The organism is Actinomadura sp. CNU-125, assembly GCF_001942465.1.
Classification (GTDB): Bacteria; Actinomycetota; Actinomycetes; order Streptosporangiales; family Streptosporangiaceae; genus Spirillospora.
In genome coordinates this window covers 44,136-64,528 of sequence record NZ_MKJY01000066.1, presented here as the reverse complement: position 1 = coordinate 64,528, position 20,393 = coordinate 44,136, and the positions used below count along the sequence as shown (strand labels likewise).

Annotated in this window: 10 protein-coding genes and 1 pseudogene; all 11 read left to right on the top strand. The window is 68.4% G+C overall.

All coding sequences use genetic code 11. From position 1 onward, the window contains the following. The first annotated feature begins 110 nt into the window (after positions 1-110). The 11 genes and pseudogenes from BJF79_RS09500 (at position 111) to BJF79_RS09450 (ending at position 20,387) form a co-directional block, all read left to right on the top strand. Positions 111-428 (top strand): hypothetical protein, encoded by a 318-nt coding sequence (locus BJF79_RS09500; protein WP_075896374.1) that lies wholly within the window; start codon positions 111-113, stop codon positions 426-428. A gap of 56 nt (positions 429-484) precedes the next feature. Beyond that, complete coding sequence (locus BJF79_RS55265; RefSeq protein WP_083733296.1) at positions 485-1,258, top strand: hypothetical protein; 774 nt, start codon at positions 485-487, stop codon at positions 1,256-1,258. A 70-nt stretch (positions 1,259-1,328) separates the two neighbouring features. Then, the gene (locus BJF79_RS09490; RefSeq protein WP_143219810.1) at positions 1,329-3,029 is read left to right on the top strand and encodes a hypothetical protein; all 1,701 of its coding nucleotides are present in this window, start codon (positions 1,329-1,331) and stop codon (positions 3,027-3,029) included. Between the two features lie 99 nt (positions 3,030-3,128). Then, the gene (locus BJF79_RS09485) at positions 3,129-4,613 is read left to right on the top strand and encodes an SCO6880 family protein (protein ID WP_262401762.1); all 1,485 of its coding nucleotides are present in this window, start codon (positions 3,129-3,131) and stop codon (positions 4,611-4,613) included. 10 nt (positions 4,614-4,623) lie between these two features. After that, the gene (locus tag BJF79_RS09480) at positions 4,624-5,034 is read left to right on the top strand and encodes a hypothetical protein (RefSeq protein WP_075896346.1); all 411 of its coding nucleotides are present in this window, start codon (positions 4,624-4,626) and stop codon (positions 5,032-5,034) included. Then, positions 4,989-6,053 (top strand): ATP/GTP-binding protein, encoded by a 1,065-nt coding sequence (locus BJF79_RS09475; RefSeq protein ID WP_075896344.1) that lies wholly within the window; start codon positions 4,989-4,991, stop codon positions 6,051-6,053. The genes BJF79_RS09480 and BJF79_RS09475 overlap by 46 nt, the downstream gene beginning before the upstream one ends. After that, the gene (locus BJF79_RS09470; RefSeq protein ID WP_262401761.1) at positions 6,050-7,846 is read left to right on the top strand and encodes a type IV secretory system conjugative DNA transfer family protein; all 1,797 of its coding nucleotides are present in this window, start codon (positions 6,050-6,052) and stop codon (positions 7,844-7,846) included. Before BJF79_RS09475 ends, BJF79_RS09470 begins: the two co-directional genes overlap by 4 nt. A gap of 591 nt (positions 7,847-8,437) precedes the next feature. Next, a complete protein-coding gene (locus BJF79_RS09465; protein ID WP_075896342.1) occupies positions 8,438-8,767 on the top strand; it encodes a hypothetical protein in 330 nt (109 codons plus the stop codon). A gap of 388 nt (positions 8,768-9,155) precedes the next feature. Next, a pseudogene (locus BJF79_RS09460) lies at positions 9,156-12,653 on the top strand (RICIN domain-containing protein); the annotation flags it as partial. A gap of 98 nt (positions 12,654-12,751) precedes the next feature. Next, positions 12,752-13,198, top strand: a complete 447-nt coding sequence (locus BJF79_RS59095) for an RICIN domain-containing protein (protein WP_075896338.1) — start codon at positions 12,752-12,754, stop codon at positions 13,196-13,198. Positions 13,199-13,250: 52 nt separating this feature from the next. Then, on the top strand, positions 13,251-20,387 hold the full coding sequence (locus tag BJF79_RS09450) for an RHS repeat-associated core domain-containing protein (RefSeq protein ID WP_075896336.1): 7,137 nt from the start codon (positions 13,251-13,253) through the stop codon (positions 20,385-20,387). Positions 20,388-20,393: the final 6 nt, after the last annotated feature.

Sequence of the window (20,393 nt, the reverse complement as noted above, 5' to 3'; positions counted from 1 at the left end):
GGACGAACGGCGTCGAAGGATCGGCGGATGGCCGGGAGTTCGGGTCCGCACGGGGGAGGGAGTTGGGCTTGCCCACATTATTTTGCCTGGTCACGAGCACAATCGGGGAGATGGTGGCACTCGCCGCTCCTGATGACGGCGGAGCGGAGAACCTGTTCAACGGGCTTCAGCCCGACTGGGGTCCGTTCGCCGACGTCGGCGAGAAGGCGCGAACGATCATTCAGGTGATCATGGCCGCGGTGCTGCTGGTGTGCCTCGGCACGGCACTGCTGGGAACCGGGAAAATTCGGCTCGGACAGTCTGATTTCTCCCAAGATCCGATCGCGATCCGCGACGGCCGGAAACTGGTCATAGGTGGCCTTATCGGCGTATTCCTGGTCGCCTCGATGGGCACACTCTTCACGATCGTTTACGGGATGGGCGTCTGATCGTGCCCAGAAACTCCCAGAATGACCGCAATAACGCCCCTTCGCGGCGGCCGACCATGCTGCTGCCGGACGACCGGCCGGGACCTCCCACAGGCGCCTCCTGGCGCAGGGCCACCGCCTCCTCGCCCCGGCTGCTGATCGCCATCACCGCCTGCGCGGCCGTCCTGACCGGATCGGCGATCTGGCTCGCGGCGGGCGGGAACGACGCCCCCTCCTCGGCGAACCCGCCGGACCGGCGTCCCGGCCACGCCCAGCCCGCCCCGGGCGACGGGGCGAGCCGAACGCGGCATGGCGTGGCGGTGGGCTACGCGCACTCGCGCGCCGGGGCCGTCGCCGCGGCCGTCAACTACGAGATGGCGCGCACGCGGCCCGACTACTTCACCGACGAGCAGGTCCGCCGCGGGGTGCTGGGCGCGATGATGTCGCGCGAGGCCCTCCCGGCACAGCTGGCCAGCGACAACACCAACGCCGACGCCGTGATGGCCCGGCTGGGTCTGCAGCCCGGCGGCCTCGGCCCCGGCGGTGCCCGGTTCCTGGCTCGCAGCGCCCCGCTTGGAACCCGGGTGACGTCGTACTCCGGACAAATCGCGACCGTCGAAGTGTGGATGGCCGAGATCATCGGCGTCCTCGGAGAGAACTCCACGCTGCCGCCCACAGCCTCCTGGGCCACCTACAGCATCACGCTGACCTGGCAGGACGACGATTGGAAGGTCGCTTCGCTGACCGCGACGCCCGGTCCCGTCCCGGTGTCGGGAAGCCAGGGGCCGAGTTCGTCGATGGAGTGGACGAAGAGGTTGGAGGGCTTCGATGCGCCGCCGCCGGTCTCATGACCTCGCGCGGACGTCCGGCGGTCGGCAAGGGTCGGGCAACGGCACGCCGTCCAGGCTCGGCGGCGAACGCGTGAAGGGACTGCGCCTGCTCGTCGTCCTGGCAGGGCTCCTGCTGACATCGGGGATCGCCGCGACGGCGGTGTGGGCAGCGCCCGGAACGGCCGCCTCGCCGGCACGAGCGGAGCCGGGACCGGACGTCCCCGAAATACCGCCCCTTCCGACGGCTCCGGTGCTGCCTGGGCTCCCCGGGCAGGGCGGGCCGGCGGAGCCGTCCCAGACGAGTCCGGCGTCCCCATCGGGCTCCCCCTCGCCGACTCCCTCCGCTCCTGCGGAGGACCCGACCGAGGAGCGTCCCGACGACGAAGACTTCGGCAAGTCGGTGGTGTGCAATCTTCCAGTCATCGTCAAAGCATGCGAGCTGTACGGGGGAGTGAAGCGGCCGCTGTCGTTCGCCTCCGACCCGTTCGGCTACGTCGCCACGATGATCCAGAAGGCGATCGGCTCGGTGCTGAAGCTGTTCGCGCAGCTCGTCGACGAGACGTCCGGCGTGGACTGGGGCAACAAGGGGTTCCTGCGCACCTACACGATGATGTTCGGGCTGGCCACGTTCGTCACGGCGTTCCTGTGGCTGATCGCCGTCGGCAAGCGGGTCGTGGCGGGGGCGGGCCCGGCCGAGGCGATCGGCGAATCGATCGGCTACCTCCTCGTCGCCGTGGTGGTTTCCGCGTTCGCCCCGGCGGCGGTGGCGGTGGTCACCGACCTGGTGGACGAGGCGTCCGCGGCGATGTTCCGGCCGGTGCTGGGAGACATCGCCGACCTGGAGGACACCCTCGCGCAGATCTGGACGGTGATGCTGGCGCTGGGCGGCGGCGGGTTCCTGGCCACGATGCTCGGCTCGTTCCTGCTGTTCGCGGTGGTGTCGGTCTGGGCCGAGCTGGTGGTGCGGTCGGCGTTGCTGTACGTGGCGCTGGCGTTCGGCCCGCTGGTGTTCTCCGGGCTGGTGGACCGGTCGCTGTGGCAGCACACCAAGCGGTGGCTGGGCGCGACCATCGCGGTCATCATGAGCAAGCCGGTGACGCTGACCGTGCTGGCGCTCGCGACCGGCATCCTGCGCGAGTTCGAGCTGACCGACACGGTCACCGATCCGCTGACGGCCCTGCAGATCCTCTTCGTGGTGATGGCGCTGTTCTTCCTGGCGTTCCTGCTCCCGGTCGCGATCGGCAAGTTCGTTCCCGCCTTCGGGGACGAGCTGGCCACCATCGCCGCCGCCCGCGGCGACGCCACGGAGCGGGTCCGCGGCGCGGGGTCGCAGGCCAAGGGGGGCGCCGACGACATGGCGTCCACCACCGGCGGCCGCCTGGACGCCGCCTCGGAGATGGTGCAGAAGGGCATCGACAAGATCGGCGGCGGCGCGATGAAGCCGCCCGTCGGCGGCGACGGCGAGGACGGCGGCGCGGGCGTACCGACTCCCGATGGCGTCGAGGGCGCGGGAAAGGCTGCCGACGGTGCCGGGACGGGCGCCGGTGCGGCGGAGGCCGGGGCCTTCGAGGCCGCCGGTCCGGTCGGCGCCGGAGTCGGCGCGGCCAAACAGACCATGGACGAGGTCAAGGAGTTCCTCGGGGGAGCCGCCCAGTCGGGGGCCGAACGCGCCACCGGCGAGGACGTCGGCCACGGTGCCGACTCCGGAGGCGGGCAGCCCAACGACGCGCCGCCCCCGCCCGAGGAGCCCCCGCCTCCCACTCCCGACGACGACCGGGACGGTCAGCGGTAGCCCCCGCGGCGATCGCGCAGCCCCGGCCCGTACATCGACGGGCCGCGGGGCCGCGCCGTCCCGTGCGTCCGCTCCCACCCACCACGCAGGAAGAACCTGATGATGACTCGTACATTCACGTTCCCGCGGTCGCGTCCGCGCGGCCTGATCGGGCACCGGCTGGAAGCCCAGGAGCAGGCGTTCCTCCTGGGGGCGGGCGCGCTCGTCCTGGTGCTGCTGTGGACGGTCCCGACGTGGCCGCTGAAGCTGCTCGGCGGCGCGGGCGTCGGGGTCTTCACCGCCTGGGCCGCGCTGGCGCCGTACAAGGGACGGACGTGGCTGCGGTGGCGGGAGATCCGGCGGACCTACCGGCGGGCGCTGCGCGGCGGCGACCTGCTGTACGTCTCGCGGGCGCCGCGGGCGGGACGGTCGTCGGCGGGGCGGCTGCGGCCGGTCCCGCCGCCGGCGGGTGTGCCGCCGCTGGAGTGGCTGACGGCCTCGACGGCGTTCGGCGAGGTGGCGGTGCTGATGCAGCCCACCGAGCGGGTGTTCACCGCGACGCTGGAGGTGGAGGCCGACCGGGACTTCGGCGGGCTGGACGAGCCGGAGCGCGAGTCGCTGATCGTGGCGTTCGAGCACCTGCTGCGTTCGACCGCCGAGGCCAGCCGCATCCGGCGGCTGGCGTGGATGCTGCGGGTGGTGCCCACCGATCCGACGGCGCACGCCCGCGACTCCGTCGCCCGCCGGGACTGGGACGCGCCCGCGTGGCTGCGCGACTCCTACGACCGGCTGCAGCAGCAGGTGGCGATCTCGGCCGAGGACCGGCGGCTGTTCGTGACATTGTCGGTGCCGTACACGCAGGCGCTGGTGGCCGAGGCCCGCGCCTACTCGTCCCTGGCCGAGGGGTTCGGACGGGTGGTCGGCGCGGAGGTGGAGACGTTCGTCCGCACGCTGCCGTTGGCGCAGCTGCGGCTCGTCCGGACGCTGGACGAGGCGACGCTGGCGTCGCTGATCCACTCGCTGTACGACCCGACACACCAGATCGACGACACGGTGGGCGCCAACCGGCAGAGCGCGTGGCCCGCCGAGGTCGACGGGCGCGACCCGCGGTTCGTCAAGACGCGGACCTGGTCGAATCCCGACCCGTGGTACTCGGCAACGGCCTGGTTCAAGGAGCTGCCGGTGGTGTCGGTGCGGGTGAACTTCCTGGCCCCACTGTTGCTGTGGATCGACGACGCGATTCGCACGGTCACGGTCGTGATGGATCTGGCCGATTCCGAGCGGGCCCTGTCGCGGGCGATGGGGGACCTGTCGAACGAGATCGGCCAGGCCGACGGCGGGCCGGTGCAGAACCCCAAGGACAAGCAGGCGCGGGCCCGCGCCGCGCAGACCGTCGAGGAGCTCGGCGAGGGCTACGCCGGGGTGACGCTGACGGGCTGGGTGACGGTGTCGGCGCGCGGCGAGAAGGAGCTGGCCAAGGCGCAGGACGTGGTGCGCGGCGCGATCGTGAAGTCGCGGATGCGTCCGGAGTGGTGCGACCGGGAGCACTGGCGGGCGTTCGCCAACACGCTTCCGCTGGCGACCGGGCTGCTGCGCGAGTGGTGAAGGAGCTGGGATGAGCACGTCGATGTGGAATCCGCTGGCGCCGCTGCTGCCGCAGCGGCTGACGACGCGGCGGGGGCTGCGCACGACCAGCCGTCAGGCATGCGGGATGTACCTGGCGGTCGGCGCCCCGGCGCTGGGCCATCGCGGTGTCATCGTCGGCCGCGAACGGTACTCGGGCAAGGCGTTCATCTACGACCCGTTCGTGATGTACGACGAGACGGCCCGGGTGCGGCTGCCCGCGCCGCACATGCTGGTGCTGGGCAAGTCCGGGCACGGCAAGTCGGCGATGGTAAAAACGTACGTTTTGCGGCAGCTCGCCTACCGTGACCGCGCGTTCGTCGTGCTCGACGCCCAAGGCGAGGGCGAGGTCGGCGAGTGGAGGACATCGCCGTCGCGCTCGGCGTGGTCCCGATCCGCCTGACCTACGGCGCGTCCGGCACGGACGGGGTGCGCATCAACCCGCTCGACCCGGCGATCCCGGGGCAGCATCAGATCGACGTGCTGACATCGATGGTCGAGATCGTCCTCGGACAACCGCTGACGTCCGACGCCGCGTTCGCGCTCGAGGTCGCGCTCACGCGGGCGAACATCGTGGCGTCCGGTCAGGGGCGCGCGACGGTGCTGAGCGACGTGTTCGCGGCGCTGACCGCGCCGACCACGGCGATGCTGGGGCGGCGGCCCTGCAGCGCCGAGGAGCTGACCGAGTGGGGGATGCCGGCGGCGTTCGCGCTGCACCGGCTCGTCAGCGGCAACCTGGCCGGGCTGTTCGACGGCCCGACCTCGGCGGGCATCGACCTGACCGGACGGCTCGTCATCTTCGACCTCACGCGGCTGCCGCGCGAGGGCGAGGCGATGCCGCTGTTCCTCGCGGTCGCCGGCGCCTGGCTGCGGTTCGGCTGGATCGACCCGCGCTCGACCACCAAGTACACCCTCGTGGTCGAGGAGGCATGGCACATCCTCGGGCACCGCCCGGTCGCGCGGCTGTTCAACGAGTTCATGCGCTTCGGGCGGCGGCTCGCGCTGTCGGTCGTCGCCGTCGCGCACCACCTGTCGGACCTGCGTCTCGACGAGGTCCCGGAGGCGATGAGCATCATCAAGCTGTCGGCGACCCGGGTCGTCTACCACATCGAGGGCGAGGACGCCGACACCGTCGCCGAGTACCTGGAGCTCCCGCAGTGGGCCCGCCAGGCGATCAAGGACCCGGCCAACCTCTGCGCCCCGGGGAACGGGGTGTGGAGCCTGGCGGGCATCACCCAGCTCGTCCAGCACCTGCGCACCGGCGTCGAGGAGGAACTGACCAACACCAACAAGCGCATGGCCGAACGCGGCGACGAACCGGGCGTGCCCGCAGGCATCGAGGCGTCGGCGTCGCCGTGGAAACGCCCTGACGGCCCGGCATGGCCCGGCGATGAAGACGGCTCCGGCGGGGCGCCTCGATGACCGGGTACGGCGGCCGGTCTCGAACGATGCCGGGGGCGCGCTCGTCCGGACAGGACTGGCTGCTGGTCTACGCGGTCGCGGCCGCGATGGGCCTGGCGACGTTCACGTGGCTGGCCGCCCTGGCGTCCGGGGTGCTCAGCCACGGCGGTTTCGCCGACGTCCCCTGGAGCGCGGCCGGAACGGCGCTGCCCCGCCTGATCACCGACCCGGGCGACCCGGCCGCCGCCTACCGGGCCGGCGGCGGCCGCGGCGTGGGCGGCCCGATCGCGTTCTGGACCTGCTTCGCCGTCCTGGCGAGCGGCGCGGCCGCAGCCGTCCACCAGGCGGCGCGCCGCCTGCGCGGGTGGAGCCACGGCGGACGCGACGGCCTGGCGACCCGCGCGGAGCTGAACCGGGCCCTGTCGGAACGCAGCGCGCTGCGCAAAGCCGCGATCCTGCGACCGGGCATGCCCGCCGACCAGGTCAAGGTGACCGACGTGGCCGTGGCGTGCGGGACGGCGATCGGCGCGCGGCTACCGCTGTGGGTGCCGATCGAGGACTCCGTCGCGCTCATCGCACCGGCGCGCGCCGGGAAGACCCAGCAGGTCGTCATCCCCGCGCTGCTGGACTGGCCGAAGGGCCCCGCGCTCGTCACGTCCGCCCGCACCGACGTGCTCTACGCGACGGCGGAACTGCGCCCCGGGCCCGTGCACGTCCTGGATCCGTACAACGTGTCCGGATGGCCCGACCCGCTGCGCTGGTCGCTGGTGGACGGCTGCGCCGACTTCGGCGTCGCGCAGCGCCGCACCGAGGTGCTGGCCGCCGCGACCCGCAGCGACCAGGGCACCCGCAACGGCGGCTACTTCGTCCACAACGCCAAGATCCTGCTGGCCTGCTGGCTGCACGCCGCCGCCCTCGACGAACTCGGCACCCGCGACGTCGTCCGCTGGGCCTCCAGCCCCTCCACCCGAGACCCGATCCACATCCTGGCCGCCCACGGCCGCGGCGACCTCGCCCGCACCCTCGCGGTGATGTACGAGGGCGACAACGAGGAGCAGCGCGCGTCCTGGAAGACCGCGTTCCAGCCGCTGGCCGGGATGCTCAACGACCGCATCGCCGACATCTTCGGCTGCCCACCGGCCGAATCCCTGTCCCTCAACGAATGGCTGACCGGCGGCGGCACCATCTACCTCATCGGCGAGGACGACGACGCCTCCCAGCTCGCGCCGCTGCTGGCCGCGTTCGGCAGGGCGATCACCGACACCGCCAAACACCGTGCCGCCCGCGCCCCCGGCGGACGCCTCGACCCGCCGCTGGGGCTGTTCGGCGACGAGATCGCCAACTGCCTCCCGCTCCCCGAGCTGCCCAAGCTGATGTCGCTGGCGGGCGGGTTCGGCATCTTCATCCTGGCCAGCCTGCAAAACCTCGCGGCCGCCGAACAACGCTGGGGCCCGCTCGGCGTCCGGCAGATGTTCGCCAACGCCACCGTCAAGCTCGTCCTCGGCGGAGTCGGCGACCCCCGCGAGCTGAAAATGCTGTCCGACGTCATCGGCGACCACGACCAGGAACAGCACTCGGTCTCCCAGGACGACCGCCGCGTCCAGCTCAGCACCTCCACCCGCCGCAGCCCCATCCTCGACGCTGCGGCACTGCGCACGGCACCCGACGGCACCGGCGTGCTCATCCACCGCACCACCCCGGCCACCCGCGTCCGGTTCGTCCCGGCCCACCGCGGCCCCCGCGCCGCCGACATCGCCGAAGCCACCCGCCGCGCCCTGCACAAAACCACCACCACAACCTGGACGAAGCCATGACCACACCTGCGGGCGATGTCGGCGCACGGCTGCAGCAGATCCAGGAACAGATCGCCGCCGTCCTGAAAGGCATGCGCGAAGACCTGACCGCGCTGGACGGCCGCATCACCACCGTCGAACAGCACCTCGCCGTCCCCGGCCCCGACCGCGTCCCCGGCACACCCGTCGTCTGGGACCGCCTCGACGCCACCGAATACGACGAGCTGTGGCCGCAGTTCGTCGACTGGGTCACCTGGCTCGCCGACACCTACGAACTCACACCCGACCGGCTGCCCCGCTGCTGGCACCACCACGGCGGCGTCATCACCGAACTCACCGACCTATGGACCGGCTACCTGTCCGCCCACCACCCCGCCAAGGGCGGCACCGGCTCCGCCCCCTACCAGTGGGGCGATGGCCTCGGCCGCGCCCTCGAACGCATCCGCCGCACCTGGCTGGGCGACTGCACCACCGGCGTCCACACCACCAAACCCGGCCGCCCTGGGCAACCGACACCACCTACCAAGACGAACTCCACCAGATGCCGCAGCCCACCACCTCCCCCTGAACGACACCGCACCCACCAACCACGACGACCAGGAGACAACCACCATGAGCAGGCTGCAAATCCCCGTCGAAGACCTCGGACCCGAACTCATCGGCTACCGCCTCGAGACCACCGACACCAACGGCCACCGCGTCGGCGTCCGCCTGGCCCGCTACGAGATCCTCACCATCGACGGCGAACCGATCTACCACCTCATCGCCGACCCCGCCCCCGTCATCGTGAAGGTCCGCGCAGGCACACCACTCACCGTCGCCGCCCAAGTCCCCGGCACCATCCCGCCCACCGCCCGTCCTCGAGCCGCAGGTCAGAACCCAGGCCCGCCGCAGCACACCGTCCCACCGGCTCCACGGACCGAGGTCCCTCAACCTCAATAGTCACTCAGGTGAGGGGCGGGTCGGCTCGATGCCGACCCGCCCCTCGCATTTTGGTCGCTGCCCACCAACCGGCCATCACTGGCTGTTCCCGGCGGCTGAGAATCTCACGATCCGGTAACACCGAACCTCGCCGCGTTTACCCGATCCGCCCCTTGGGGAGAAATTCATGCCTTTTATGTCTTCACGCTACCCACCGAAATCATTTCACCACATTCAACACCTTCGACACCCATTACTTCAAGCCTCAACTCGAGTCAACATTTGTTCCCCATCTGCAACTATGTGATCCAATTCACTCACTGAAGATCGTTACGGCATCTTCCGCTTTCACGGCGGTTCGAGCTAGCTTTACGCCGCTCTTACTGTTTCTTTACCCGTCGAGGTCCTCATGCCGCTGCGCTGGGCCGGCGAACACAGACGCCGTCCGTTCTTCTCCTGCTGGTCGTTCGAACGGGGCCGCCACTGGTTCGCCATCGGCTTGGTGCTGACGTTGTGCGCCGGGTTGTTGCAGATCCTCCTGCTTGCGTCCGCATCGTCGGCATCGGCAAGCCCGACGGAGACACCACCTGAGCCGACGGCCGAGGAACTGGCGTCACAGGAGGCCGAGGAGAGCGGCAGCCTGGTCGAGGTGACCGAGCGGACGTCGGAGACCATCAAGCTCACCGCTATGCCTGATGGGACGTTCGAGTATGAGACATCTCCGGTCCCGGTGCGAGTGAAGCGGGACGGCGCATTCCACGACGCGGACCTGACGCTGGAGAACTCCGGCGGTTCGATCGCGTCGCGCATGTCGGTCAACGGCGTGACCTTCGGTGCCGACGGTAGCGACGTGCTGGCGACGATGACGCGGGACGGCAAATCGCTGACGTTGACGTGGGGCCGCGGCAGCCTCCCCGAACCGGTCATCGATGGGTCGAGTGCCACCTACGTGGACGCCGGCGGGACCGGTATCGACGTAGTAGTGAGGTCGACTCCGACGGGGTGGAGTCACTACGTAGTGGTCCGAACCCCAGAGGCTGCACAAGATCCCGGGCTCGCAAGGATCGTGTTCGGGGTTCGAGGCAACGGCCTCACTCTGCAGGAACGGTCCGATGACCGCGTGGTCGCCGTGGACTCCGAAGGCACCGAGGTGTTCACCGCACCGGAGCCGCTGATGTGGGAGGGCACCGAAACCGAGGCGGTGACACAGACGTCGCCTGAGGAGATCGCCGCCGGGCCGGCTCCCCAGTCGGCGTCCCAGCCGATGGAGGCCGAGGTCACCTCGGGTTCTCTTGCGTTGATTCCCGATCAGAACTTGCTCACCGCCCCCGACACCCGCTTCCCGATCGTGATCGACCCGTCCTGGCAGACGTGGAACGGCGGCCGTGAAGGCGACGACGGGCACACCGGCTGGGGTCCCGGCTGGGCGTATGTGGACCGGACGTGGCCGGATTCCAACTACTGGAAGCCCGACCGTCTCCCTACTGGGCGAGAGGTCGAGGACTACACCGACAAGCGCTCCTATATCCGGATGGACACCTCCCCGCTGCACCAGTGGTCCGGGAACGTGAAGGTCAAGGTGGATTCGGTGTCGATCACGTTCGACACCTTGCACGCCTGGTCGTGCACCAAGCGGGACGTGCGGCTGTTCAACGTCGACCACATCTACTCCTCCACGACCTGGAACACGCGCCCTGGCGCGTACATCCCGGCCGGGTCGGGCTGGGCCAACAACTGGCTCAGCACCGCGCCGGTGAACGTCGGCCGACCCGAATGCGGCGATGGCGGCTCCTCCAATGACGTGCGGTTCGTCGATGGTCACCTGACGCGGCTGATGCAGTGGGCCACCGACAACCGGTGGGACTTCTTCACCCTCGGCTTGTTCCCGGACAAGGACTACGACGACACCCACACCTGGAAGGTGATGGATGTCGACCCGCGCATGGTCGTGAAGTTCTCGCGCGTGCCGATGCCGGTCAAGGACGTCCACATGCGCAACGGCGGCACGACCAAGTACGCCTGCACACAGGGCGAGGGACGCCCCTGGGTCGGGACCTCGCCGGCGAAGGACCGGACTTTGCGTGCGAAGATCACCGACTACGACGGTGACGCCTCCGGTGGTTACGACGGTCAGCCGCTGCGGGCGCAGTACGAACTCGCGCCGCTGGGGCAGCCGGGGGCGAGCTGGTACCAGTACTCCCCGAGTAACGGCGGCTACCAGCAATCCGAGCCAGACGGTTACCTGCACGCATCCTTCACCACTCTGCATGTCGACAATGCATCGGGCCCGGACGGCGGCACGAATGTGATGTGGCGGGTCCGTGGCCAAGACGACACCGGACTATCGGGCCCGTGGTCGGCCTGGTGCGAGTTCACCGTCGACGGCAAACGGCCGGTCCAGCCCATGGTGTCCTCGCCGCAGTACCCGTCCGGGCAGACGTCAGGGTACGACGCCGCGAATCGCAAGTACGAGACGGGAACGTTCACCCTCGCTCCGGGCTCCTCAAACGACGTGGTGAAATTCCACTACCGGTTCAAGGACGGCGCCGAAGGCACCAAGACGGTGGCAGCTGGCGCACAGGCGAGTTTCGGCTGGACGCCGCAGCAGTTCGGGTGGCAGTGGGTCGAGGTGACCTCGTTCGACCGGGCAGGGAACACGAGCCCGACCGTCAAGTACGAGTTCGGCGTCGAGCAGCCCCCGCGTGACGCAGCCTGGTCGATGGACGAAGAGGCCGGCGGGACAGTGGCGCATGCGGTGGGGGACAGCGGCCAGGCTCGTCCCAATGCCGATATCGCCTTCCCCGCTGGAGTGACGATGGGGCAGTCGGGAAACCAGGGCACGGCTGTACCCTCCGACCTGGCGTTTCAGCTGAACGGATCGAGCCAGTACGGCGAGGTCGTCCCTGTCTTGGACTCCGACCCCGCTGGGGAGCCGGTCTCGCTGGTGAACACGAGCCAGCGGTTCATGTTCTCCACCTGGGTCAAACTCGCCTCAACCACCGGCGACCAGATCGCCATCAGCCAGCAGGCGGCCGACGACAGCGTGTTCGAACTGGGCTGGATCGGCGGCAAGTGGACCTTCCGGCACCGCAAGGCCGACGGAACCGTCATCGCGGCGGCGTCCCGGGACATAGCGCAGCCCAGCGAAGGCTGGTCCAACTACTGGGTCTCGCTCATGGGCGGCTACGACCACATCAACAAAAAGATCTGGCTCCGCACACAAACGCCGGGGCACACCATGGTGTGCGTGCCGCCGGGCACCCCGAACTGCTGGCCGCAAGACGTCATGCCAGAGAAGATCGACGAGGCTTCGTCGCCCTCGTGGACGCCGATGACCGGCAAGGGATCGCTGCTGTACGGCGCGAGCGTCACAGCGTCCGGAGCCAAAACCTCGTATTGGAACGGGTGGATCGACGACTCCCAGTTGTGGCCACTGGCCGCCCCGGACGACTCAGTACTGTTCGTCATCTACAACGAATCGGTTCAGGACCGGGAATTCGCGGGCCGCACGCTGCGGCTGGTCAACGTCAATTCCGGGCACTGCCTGGACGTCGCGAACAGCGGGCTGGAGAACCAAGCCAACGTCATCCAGGGGACCTGCAACGCCTCAGTGGCGCAGGACTGGCAGTTCACCGAGGTCGGAAACGGCTACTACACCCTCACCAACCCCCACAGCGGTAAGTGCCTCGACGTGGACGGGACCGACGGCTCTGGAACCGCGGATGGCCGCAACGTGTGGCAGTACGACTGCAACGGCAGCGACGGGCAGAAGTGGACGGCCGAGAAAAAGGCCAGAGGCTACTGGCTGACCTCCAAGCGCAGCGGCAAATGCCTGACCGTCGATGGCGCCTCCGAAGCCGCCGAGGCCAACGTTGTCCAGTGGGCCTGCCAGGACCCGCTGGTCAACAACCAGATGTGGAATATCACCGCGCAAAAGCTCCACGAACTGCACGGGGTAACCTACCGGTTGCGTAATGCCCCCACCATGGCAGCCTCTGATGAGAAATGCCTCGAAACCGCGAGCGCGCCATCACCGACGGCGCGAACGTCATCCAATGGGAGTGCAACGGCGGGCTGTGGCAGGACTGGAAGTTCACCCACCAGGGCAACGGCTACTACACGCTGACCAACTCCAATACCCTCAGCGACCCCAAGAACGCCATGTGCCTGGAAGTGGTCGGCAGCGCGACCGAGGCCGGGGCCAACGTCCAGCAGGGACAGTGCGATCCGGGTGCGCCACGGCAGGCGTGGAAGGTCGCCAACGTCTCCGATAACGGTGCGGAGGGGTACCGGCTGATCGCTCAGCACAGCGGCCTGGTTCTCGAGGTCGCTGGGGCATCGCTGGACGACGGCGCCAACGTCATCCAGAACAAACCGGCTGAGCCCCTCGAGGCACAACAGGTGTGGAAGCTCGGCTGCCTGCCCGGCCAGACCTGGCGATGCCCGCAGTAGCGGTGCCCTCGATCACGACTGTGACCACCCCCCGAACGGATGTGAGGCATCGGTGACCGGTGTGCTGCGGCTGATCGGCCGGAAGCGGAGTCTGCTCGCGCTGGTGGCGATGACGATGTCGCTGGTGCTGGCGTCCAGCCTGATGGGGGACGCCGTCGCGGCCGAGTGGCCCCGGCTGTCGGAGGACGGTCGGGACCGTCGCCCCGGCACGCAGGAGGTCAAACGGGTCGATGGGAAGCCGGTCAAGGCCCGTGAAGAGAAACTGCCCGGCCAGGCGGGCACGCCCATCGGTGCCAAGAGGCCCGAGCCGATCTGGCCGAAGGCCGGCCGGGCCACCGCCGACCTGACCAAAGCGAAGGCGAACGCCAGGAGCGCGGCGTCGTGGGCGCGGGCCGGGGACTCGCCCGTCCTGCTCGGCGCGCCCGCGTCGGCCGCGAATGCTCGCGCTGCCACCGCCGTGCCGTCGCAGGTGCAGGTTCAGATCGCCGACCGTAAGGCGGCCAAGGCGATCCGGTCAGACGGACTCCTGCTCACCCTGTCGGCCAAGGAACAGGGCCGATCCAGGGTCGGTATCGACTACTCCAGGTTCGCCTCCGCGCACGGCGGCGACTGGGCGTCCCGCCTACGGCTGGTGAAGCTGCCCGCCTGCGCCTTGACCACCCCGGCCAAGGCCGAATGCCAGAAGCGGACGCCGCTGGCCACCGACAACGACACCGACAACTCCCTCCTGAGCACCGACGTGGAGCTGGCGGGAGCAGGGTCGACGACCGTTCTGGCCGCGGAGGCTGGCTCGTCCGGGCCAGGCGGTGACTGGGGCGCAACCGCTCTGTCGGCGTCGTCGTCGTGGAGCGCGGGCACCAACACCGGCGAGTTCTCCTGGCAGTACCCGATGCGGGTGCCGCCGGTCCCCGGTGACCTGATCCCGCCGCTGACCATCGGCTACAACTCCGGTGCGGTCGACGGCAAGACCGCCGCCGACAACTCCCAAGCCTCCTGGATCGGCGACGGGTTCTCCTACTGGCCCGGCTCGATCTCACGCAAGTACAAGCCCTGTTTGGACGACGGCCACCAATCCGGCGACCTGTGCTGGGGACGCGACAACGCCATCCTGTCGCTGAACGGACAGTCCACCGAACTGCTGTACGACTCCGGCTCACAGACCTGGCGCCCGAAGAACGACAACGGCTGGAAGATCGAGCGGCTCACCGGCGCGACCAACGGCGACGACAACGGCGAATGGTGGCGCGTCACCTCGCTCGAGGGCGTCCAGTACATCTTCGGCAAGAACCGCATCGACGACTGGTCCAGCGGCGACACCGAAACCAACTCCACCTGGACGGCCCCGGTCTTCGGCGACGACTCCGGCGAACCCTGCTACGACTCCACCTTCAAGGACGCCCATTGCAAGCAGGCGTGGCGGTGGAATCTCGACCACGTCATCGACCCGCGCAGCAACACCATCACCTACTACTACGCCCAAGAGACCAACAACTACACCACCTACCTGCAGACCGAGGGCGGCACCAAGTACGTCTCCGGCGGGCGTCTCACCCGCATCGACTACGGGCAGCGCCAAGGCTCGACCCACGCGGCCCCCGCGACCGCTCGAGTCCGGTTCACCACCGCCGACCGTACCGACCTGCCCGACGACCGGATCTGCGACGACGGTGAGACCTGCGGGCTGCAGAAGGTCTCACCCACCTTCTTCGACCGCAAGCGCCTGACCAAGGTCACCACCGAGCTGCTCACCGACAAGGCCGCCGGTACCTACAGCCCGGTCGACGTCTACGACTTCGGCCAGACCGCTCAGAACGGCGTGCTCTGGCTGCACACCATCGACCAGACCGGCAAGGACGGCACGGACGCGGCGGCGCCGACCATCACGCTCACCGGGCAGCTCATGCCCAACCGGGTCGTGAGCACCCGCGGCGGAACCGGCATCAACGCTCTGCCCGGCTACGACCGGCCCCGCCTGGTCGGCGTCAGCAACGGCACCGGCTCCACCACCACCGTCACCTACTCCGACCCGTACGCCACCCCGACACCTGCGGGCGAGTGCGTGTACGCGCCGGACGCCATGCCCACGCCGAAGTCGAACACCAAACGATGCTTCCCCGTCAAATGGCAGGACCTCGACGGCGACATCATCAACGACTGGTACCACAAGTACGTCGCCACCTCGATCATCGAGTCCGACGCCACCGGCGGCTCACGCTCGCAGCTGACCACCTACCAATACCTGGGCGGGGCCGCGTGGCGGTACAGCGAGGACGACGGACTCACCAAGGACAAGTGGCGCACATGGTCACAGTGGCGCGGCTACAGCAAGGTCCGCACCATCTCCGGAGACGGGCAGAACGGCGAGAAACAGTCGCGGACGGAAACGACCTACGCCCGCGGCATGGACGGCAACTACCAAGGCAAGGGCGCGACACCGTCCAACGTCACCGTCACCGACTCCAAGAACCTGCTCGGCGGCATCGAGGACCGCGACACCTTCGCCGGCATGGTGATCGAAACCCGCACGTTCAACGGGTCCTTCGACGACGCCGACGAAATCGGCGCCACGGTCACCATGCCCCGCTGGCATCAGACCGCCGTCCGCACCTTCAACGACACCAACTCCGGTGACGACATCACGGTGCGCGGCGGCTGGGTCCAGCCCGCCTGGTCCAAGACCCGCACCCGCCAGGCCGACGGTACGGACCAGTACACCGAGTCCTACATCGACTACGACTCCCTCGGGCGGGAAATCGCGGTCGACGACGAGGGCGACCCCGCCACGGCCTCCGACGACACCTGCTCACGCACCGTGTACGCCGACACGGCCGCCGCCGGCCTGGTGATCAAGTCCCTGCCGATCCGGATGCTGAGCGTCGCCGTCGACTGCGACAACCAGAACAGCCACGAGCCCAACCTCGTGGCCGCCGACATGATCTCCGACACCAAGATCCTCTACGACGGAGGACAGTACGGAGACCACCCCACCAAGGGCAACGACACCCGCACCGAGACCACCACCGGCGTCTCCAACGGCACCTCGACGACGGTGCTGGCGGCCACCAAGACCTTCGACGGCCACGGCCGCGTCCTCACCCAAACCGCCGCCGGTGACCCCGCGACCACCAGCGACGATCGCACCACCACCTCTACCTACACCCAGGCCCCCGAAGGCTGGACCAAGTCCTCCACGGTCACCACCCCACCGATCAGCATCAACGGGGGGACACCCGCAGGGTTCACCACCACCACCGAGTACAACCCCGCCCGCGGTACCCCCACCAAGGTCACCGACACCAACCAGCGCGTCGCTGAAGCCGTCTACGACGGGCTCGGCCGGCTCGTCAAGGCTTGGCTGCCCAACAACCCACGCAGCTACAACCCCGACAACCCGTCGACGACCTACGAGTACAACTTCCCGGCTGATGGCAACCCCGCCTCGGTCATCACCAAGACACTCCGCACCTATAGCCCCGCCGCCTACGACACCTCCGTCGAACTGATGGACGGGCTGCTACGCCCCCGGCAGACCCAAACCGAAGCACCCGGCGGCGGCCGCATCGTCGCCGACACCAAATACGACAGCCGCGGCCTGCAGTTCAAGTCCAACGCCCCCTACATCATGGACGGCGACCCGTCCGGGGTACTGACCAGCGCTGACGACAACCAGGTCCCCGCCCAGACCGTCAGCACCTACGACGGAGCCGGCCGCCTGCTCACCACCACCCTGTACAGCTACTCCACGAAAAAGTGGACGACACAGCACCAGTACAACGGTGAGCAAGCCATCACGATCCCGCCATCCGGCGCGATGCCATCCATGAGCATCACCGACGCCCGCGGCCGCGTGGTCGAGTCCCGCCAGTACAAGACCACCGACCTGACCGGCCCCTACCTCGCCACCACCACCAGCTACGACGGCGCCGGCCGCCCCCACGAGAAACGCGACGCCGCCGGCAACGTCTGGCGCACCACCTACGACGTCCAGGGGCGCCCGAAGAACAGCACCGACCCGGACAAGGGCACCGCCACCGTCACCTACGACCACTTCGACCAGGTCAAGACCACCACCGACGCCCGCGGCACCATCCTCACCCGAAGCTACGACACGCTCGGGCGCCTCCTGCAGGTCAGCAACGGCGGCACACCGCTGACCACCTACACCTACGACACCGTCGCCTCCGCCAAGGGCCTTCCCGCCACCGCCACCCGCCACATCGGCGACGACGACTACGTCACCGCCGTCACCGGCTACGACTGGCTGTACCGCACGAGCGGCTCGACCATCACCATCCCCGCCTCCCAAGGGCAACTGGCCGGGACCTACAACACCAGCCAGATCTACAACTTCGACGGCAGCCCGTCCAGTACGACCTACCCCGCCATCGGCCAAGCCGGGAGCGGCCTGCCCGAGGAAAAGGTCAACACTGTCTACAACGCCGACGGCCTGCCCAAACGATCGGCTGGCATATCGACTTACGTCACCGACACCACCTACAACAGCTTCGGCGACGTCACCCAGCTCTCCCTGGCCGCCATCAACGACAAGTTCATCTGGCAGACCTTCGACCGCGACCCCGCCACCCAGCAACTGACCCGCGCCACCATCAAACGCCAAAGCTCATCGGCCACCTACGACGTCGAAAGCACTTACAACTACACCAACACCGGCGCGATCACCTCGATCGTCACCGACACGGTCGGCAAGCCCACCGACCGCCAATGCTTCACCTACGACTACGCCCAGCGCCTTACCCAGGCCCACACCACCAACCAAAACGCCTGCGGTACCCCGTCCACGTCCACCATCGGCGGCCCCGCCCCGTACTGGACCAGTTACGAGTACGACTCCGAGGGTGAGAAGACCGGAAACCGCACCAAGGAGATCCAGCACGCCTTCGCTGGCGGGCCAGCCACCGACACCGTCCGCACCTACGACTACCCCGCCGCCCTCGGCGACTCCGGCGTCACATCCCCGCACGGCCTGCAGAGCGTCACCGAAACCCAAGGCGCCAACACCCGCACCGACCTGTACGCCTACGACGAAACCGGCAATACCACCACCCGCCCCGGCCAGAAACTCACCTGGGACGCCGAAGGCAACCTCGCCAAAGTCGCTGACACCTCCGGTAACGAACTCGCCAGCTTCATCTACGACGCCGGCGGCAACCGCCTCATCCGCAAAGACACCACCGGAACCACCCTCTACCTGCCCGGCCAGGAACTGAAGGTCACACCCACCGGCGCCGTCCAGCCGATCCGCTACTACGCCCACGGCGGCGAAACCGTCGCCTACCGCACCGGCACCTCCACCTCCAGCCTCCAGTTCCTGATGCCCAACTACCAGGGCAGCGCCGACGTCACCGTCAACGCCGTCAGCCAAGACACCTGGAGCCTGCGCCGCTTCGCACCGTTCGGTGACGAACGCTCCAGCCCCATCGGCATCTGGCCCTCCGCCATGGACAAGGGCTTCGTCGGCGGCACCAAGGACACCAGCACCGGCCTCACCCACCTCGGCGCCCGCGAATACGACCCAACCATCGGCCGATTCATCAGCGCCGACCCCATCTTCGCTGGCGGCGACCCCCTCACCTGGAACGGATTCGGCTACGCGGGCAACAGTCCCGTCACCAACAGTGACCCTGGCGGCACCATGTGCCACCACATCAATGGTCGTACAGAATGCTATGGGGGCGCTATCGGAAGCCCCTACCAGGGCAAGCCAGACAAGACGGAGGTTGAGTATTACCAATCGTCCCTCCGGCATGCCCGCCGGATTCAAGCCAGTGGCTGGAATGGCCGCGGAACCACCGGACCCGGGACCTATCAGTACATCCCTTCTACGCCCGCCGCGCCCGCACCTCCGCCCTGCAACTGGGCTTGCAGAGCAAAGGGAGGACTGGCCAAGGCCGCCAGCGCAACCGGCAACTTCGTCAGCAAACACCGAGCCACCATCGCCTCCGCCGTGGTTGGCGTCGGCTGTGGAGTCGCCATCGGATGGACCGGCGTCGGCGGCGTCGCCTGCGCCGCAGCTGCCGGAGCCGTCTACGGCGCCGTCAGCTACGCGCAAAATACCCCACGAGACCAATGGTCCGCAGGAGGGTTTCTCAAAGCGGGCGCCGCAGGCGCAGCCGTCGGCGCAATCACTCATGGAGTAGTGGGTGGAGTCGCCAAGGGCGCCGTGTTCGCCTTCAAGGGGGTCGCTCCCAATCTCGCCGCCAGAATGAGCGGAGCCGCCGGAGGTCTCGGCAAGGGAGGCAGCGTGGGCAAGGGCAACGCCGCCGCCAAGACACCCCCCGTCTCCCTCACCAAACCCAAGGCCAACAGCGGGGGCAAGGCCGCCACATCGTCCGGCGCCAAGTGCAGCTTCGTTCCAGGCACTACCGTCCTGATGGCCGACGGAACCCACAAGCCGATCGACCAGCTCCAAGTCGGGGACAAGGTCTTGGCCACCGACCCCGAAACCGGCAAGATCACCCCTCAGACCGTCCTCACCACCCACAGCAACGCAGGCACCAAGAACCTCGTCAAGATCACCGTCGACACCGACGGCAAGCACGGCACCAAGACCGGCACCCTCACCGCAACCGACAACCACCCCTTCTGGCTCCCCACCCAGAAACAGTGGAAGAACGCCGGCGACCTCAAACCCGGCATGTGGCTCCGCACCAGCGCCGGCACCCACGTCCAGATCACCGCAATCAAGACCTGGACCAAGTACCAACGCGTCCACAACCTCACTGTCAACACCGACCACACGTACTACGCAGTGGCTGGTGGAGCCCCTGTTCTTGTTCACAATTGCGGCGAAAAAGAAGGGTTCGCCGAAGTGTTCTTCGATGATGCCGAAGGGCATGTATCTGTTGCAGTGACCCACGGTGGCAGGACAATCCACACTGAAGCTGGCTCCAGGACAGGAGAAGCATCCATCGCCACCATTCGAACTAAACCCCACTCTCCAGGTACCACTGTGGTGAAAATCAAACTTCCAAATGCAAGGAACGCGCAACTTGCACAAAAAGGTATGGAGGATTACAATCTCGGCATGCATGACGACATTGCCAATAATTGCGTCACCTATTGCGCCAGAATTCTACAAGCTGGCGGGCTTGACATAGACCCGAATATGGGATCGCCCAACATTGTTGGAAACTTGCTGAACTCGCCCTACCCGCAACGGAAGCTCTAATGCCCA

What these genes read in the sequence shown, in the direction of transcription:
- BJF79_RS09500 (WP_075896374.1), top strand. Translation starts at nt 111, where the DNA reads ATGGTGGCACTCGCCGCTCCTGATGACGGCGGAGCGGAGAACCTGTTC.
- BJF79_RS55265 (WP_083733296.1), top strand. Translation starts at nt 485, where the DNA reads ATGCTGCTGCCGGACGACCGGCCGGGACCTCCCACAGGCGCCTCCTGG.
- BJF79_RS09485 (WP_262401762.1), top strand. Translation starts at nt 3,129, where the DNA reads ATGATGACTCGTACATTCACGTTCCCGCGGTCGCGTCCGCGCGGCCTG.
- BJF79_RS09480 (WP_075896346.1), top strand. Translation starts at nt 4,624, where the DNA reads ATGAGCACGTCGATGTGGAATCCGCTGGCGCCGCTGCTGCCGCAGCGG.
- BJF79_RS09470 (WP_262401761.1), top strand. Translation starts at nt 6,050, where the DNA reads ATGACCGGGTACGGCGGCCGGTCTCGAACGATGCCGGGGGCGCGCTCG.
- BJF79_RS09465 (WP_075896342.1), top strand. Translation starts at nt 8,438, where the DNA reads ATGAGCAGGCTGCAAATCCCCGTCGAAGACCTCGGACCCGAACTCATC.
- BJF79_RS59095 (WP_075896338.1), top strand. Translation starts at nt 12,752, where the DNA reads ATGCCTCGAAACCGCGAGCGCGCCATCACCGACGGCGCGAACGTCATC.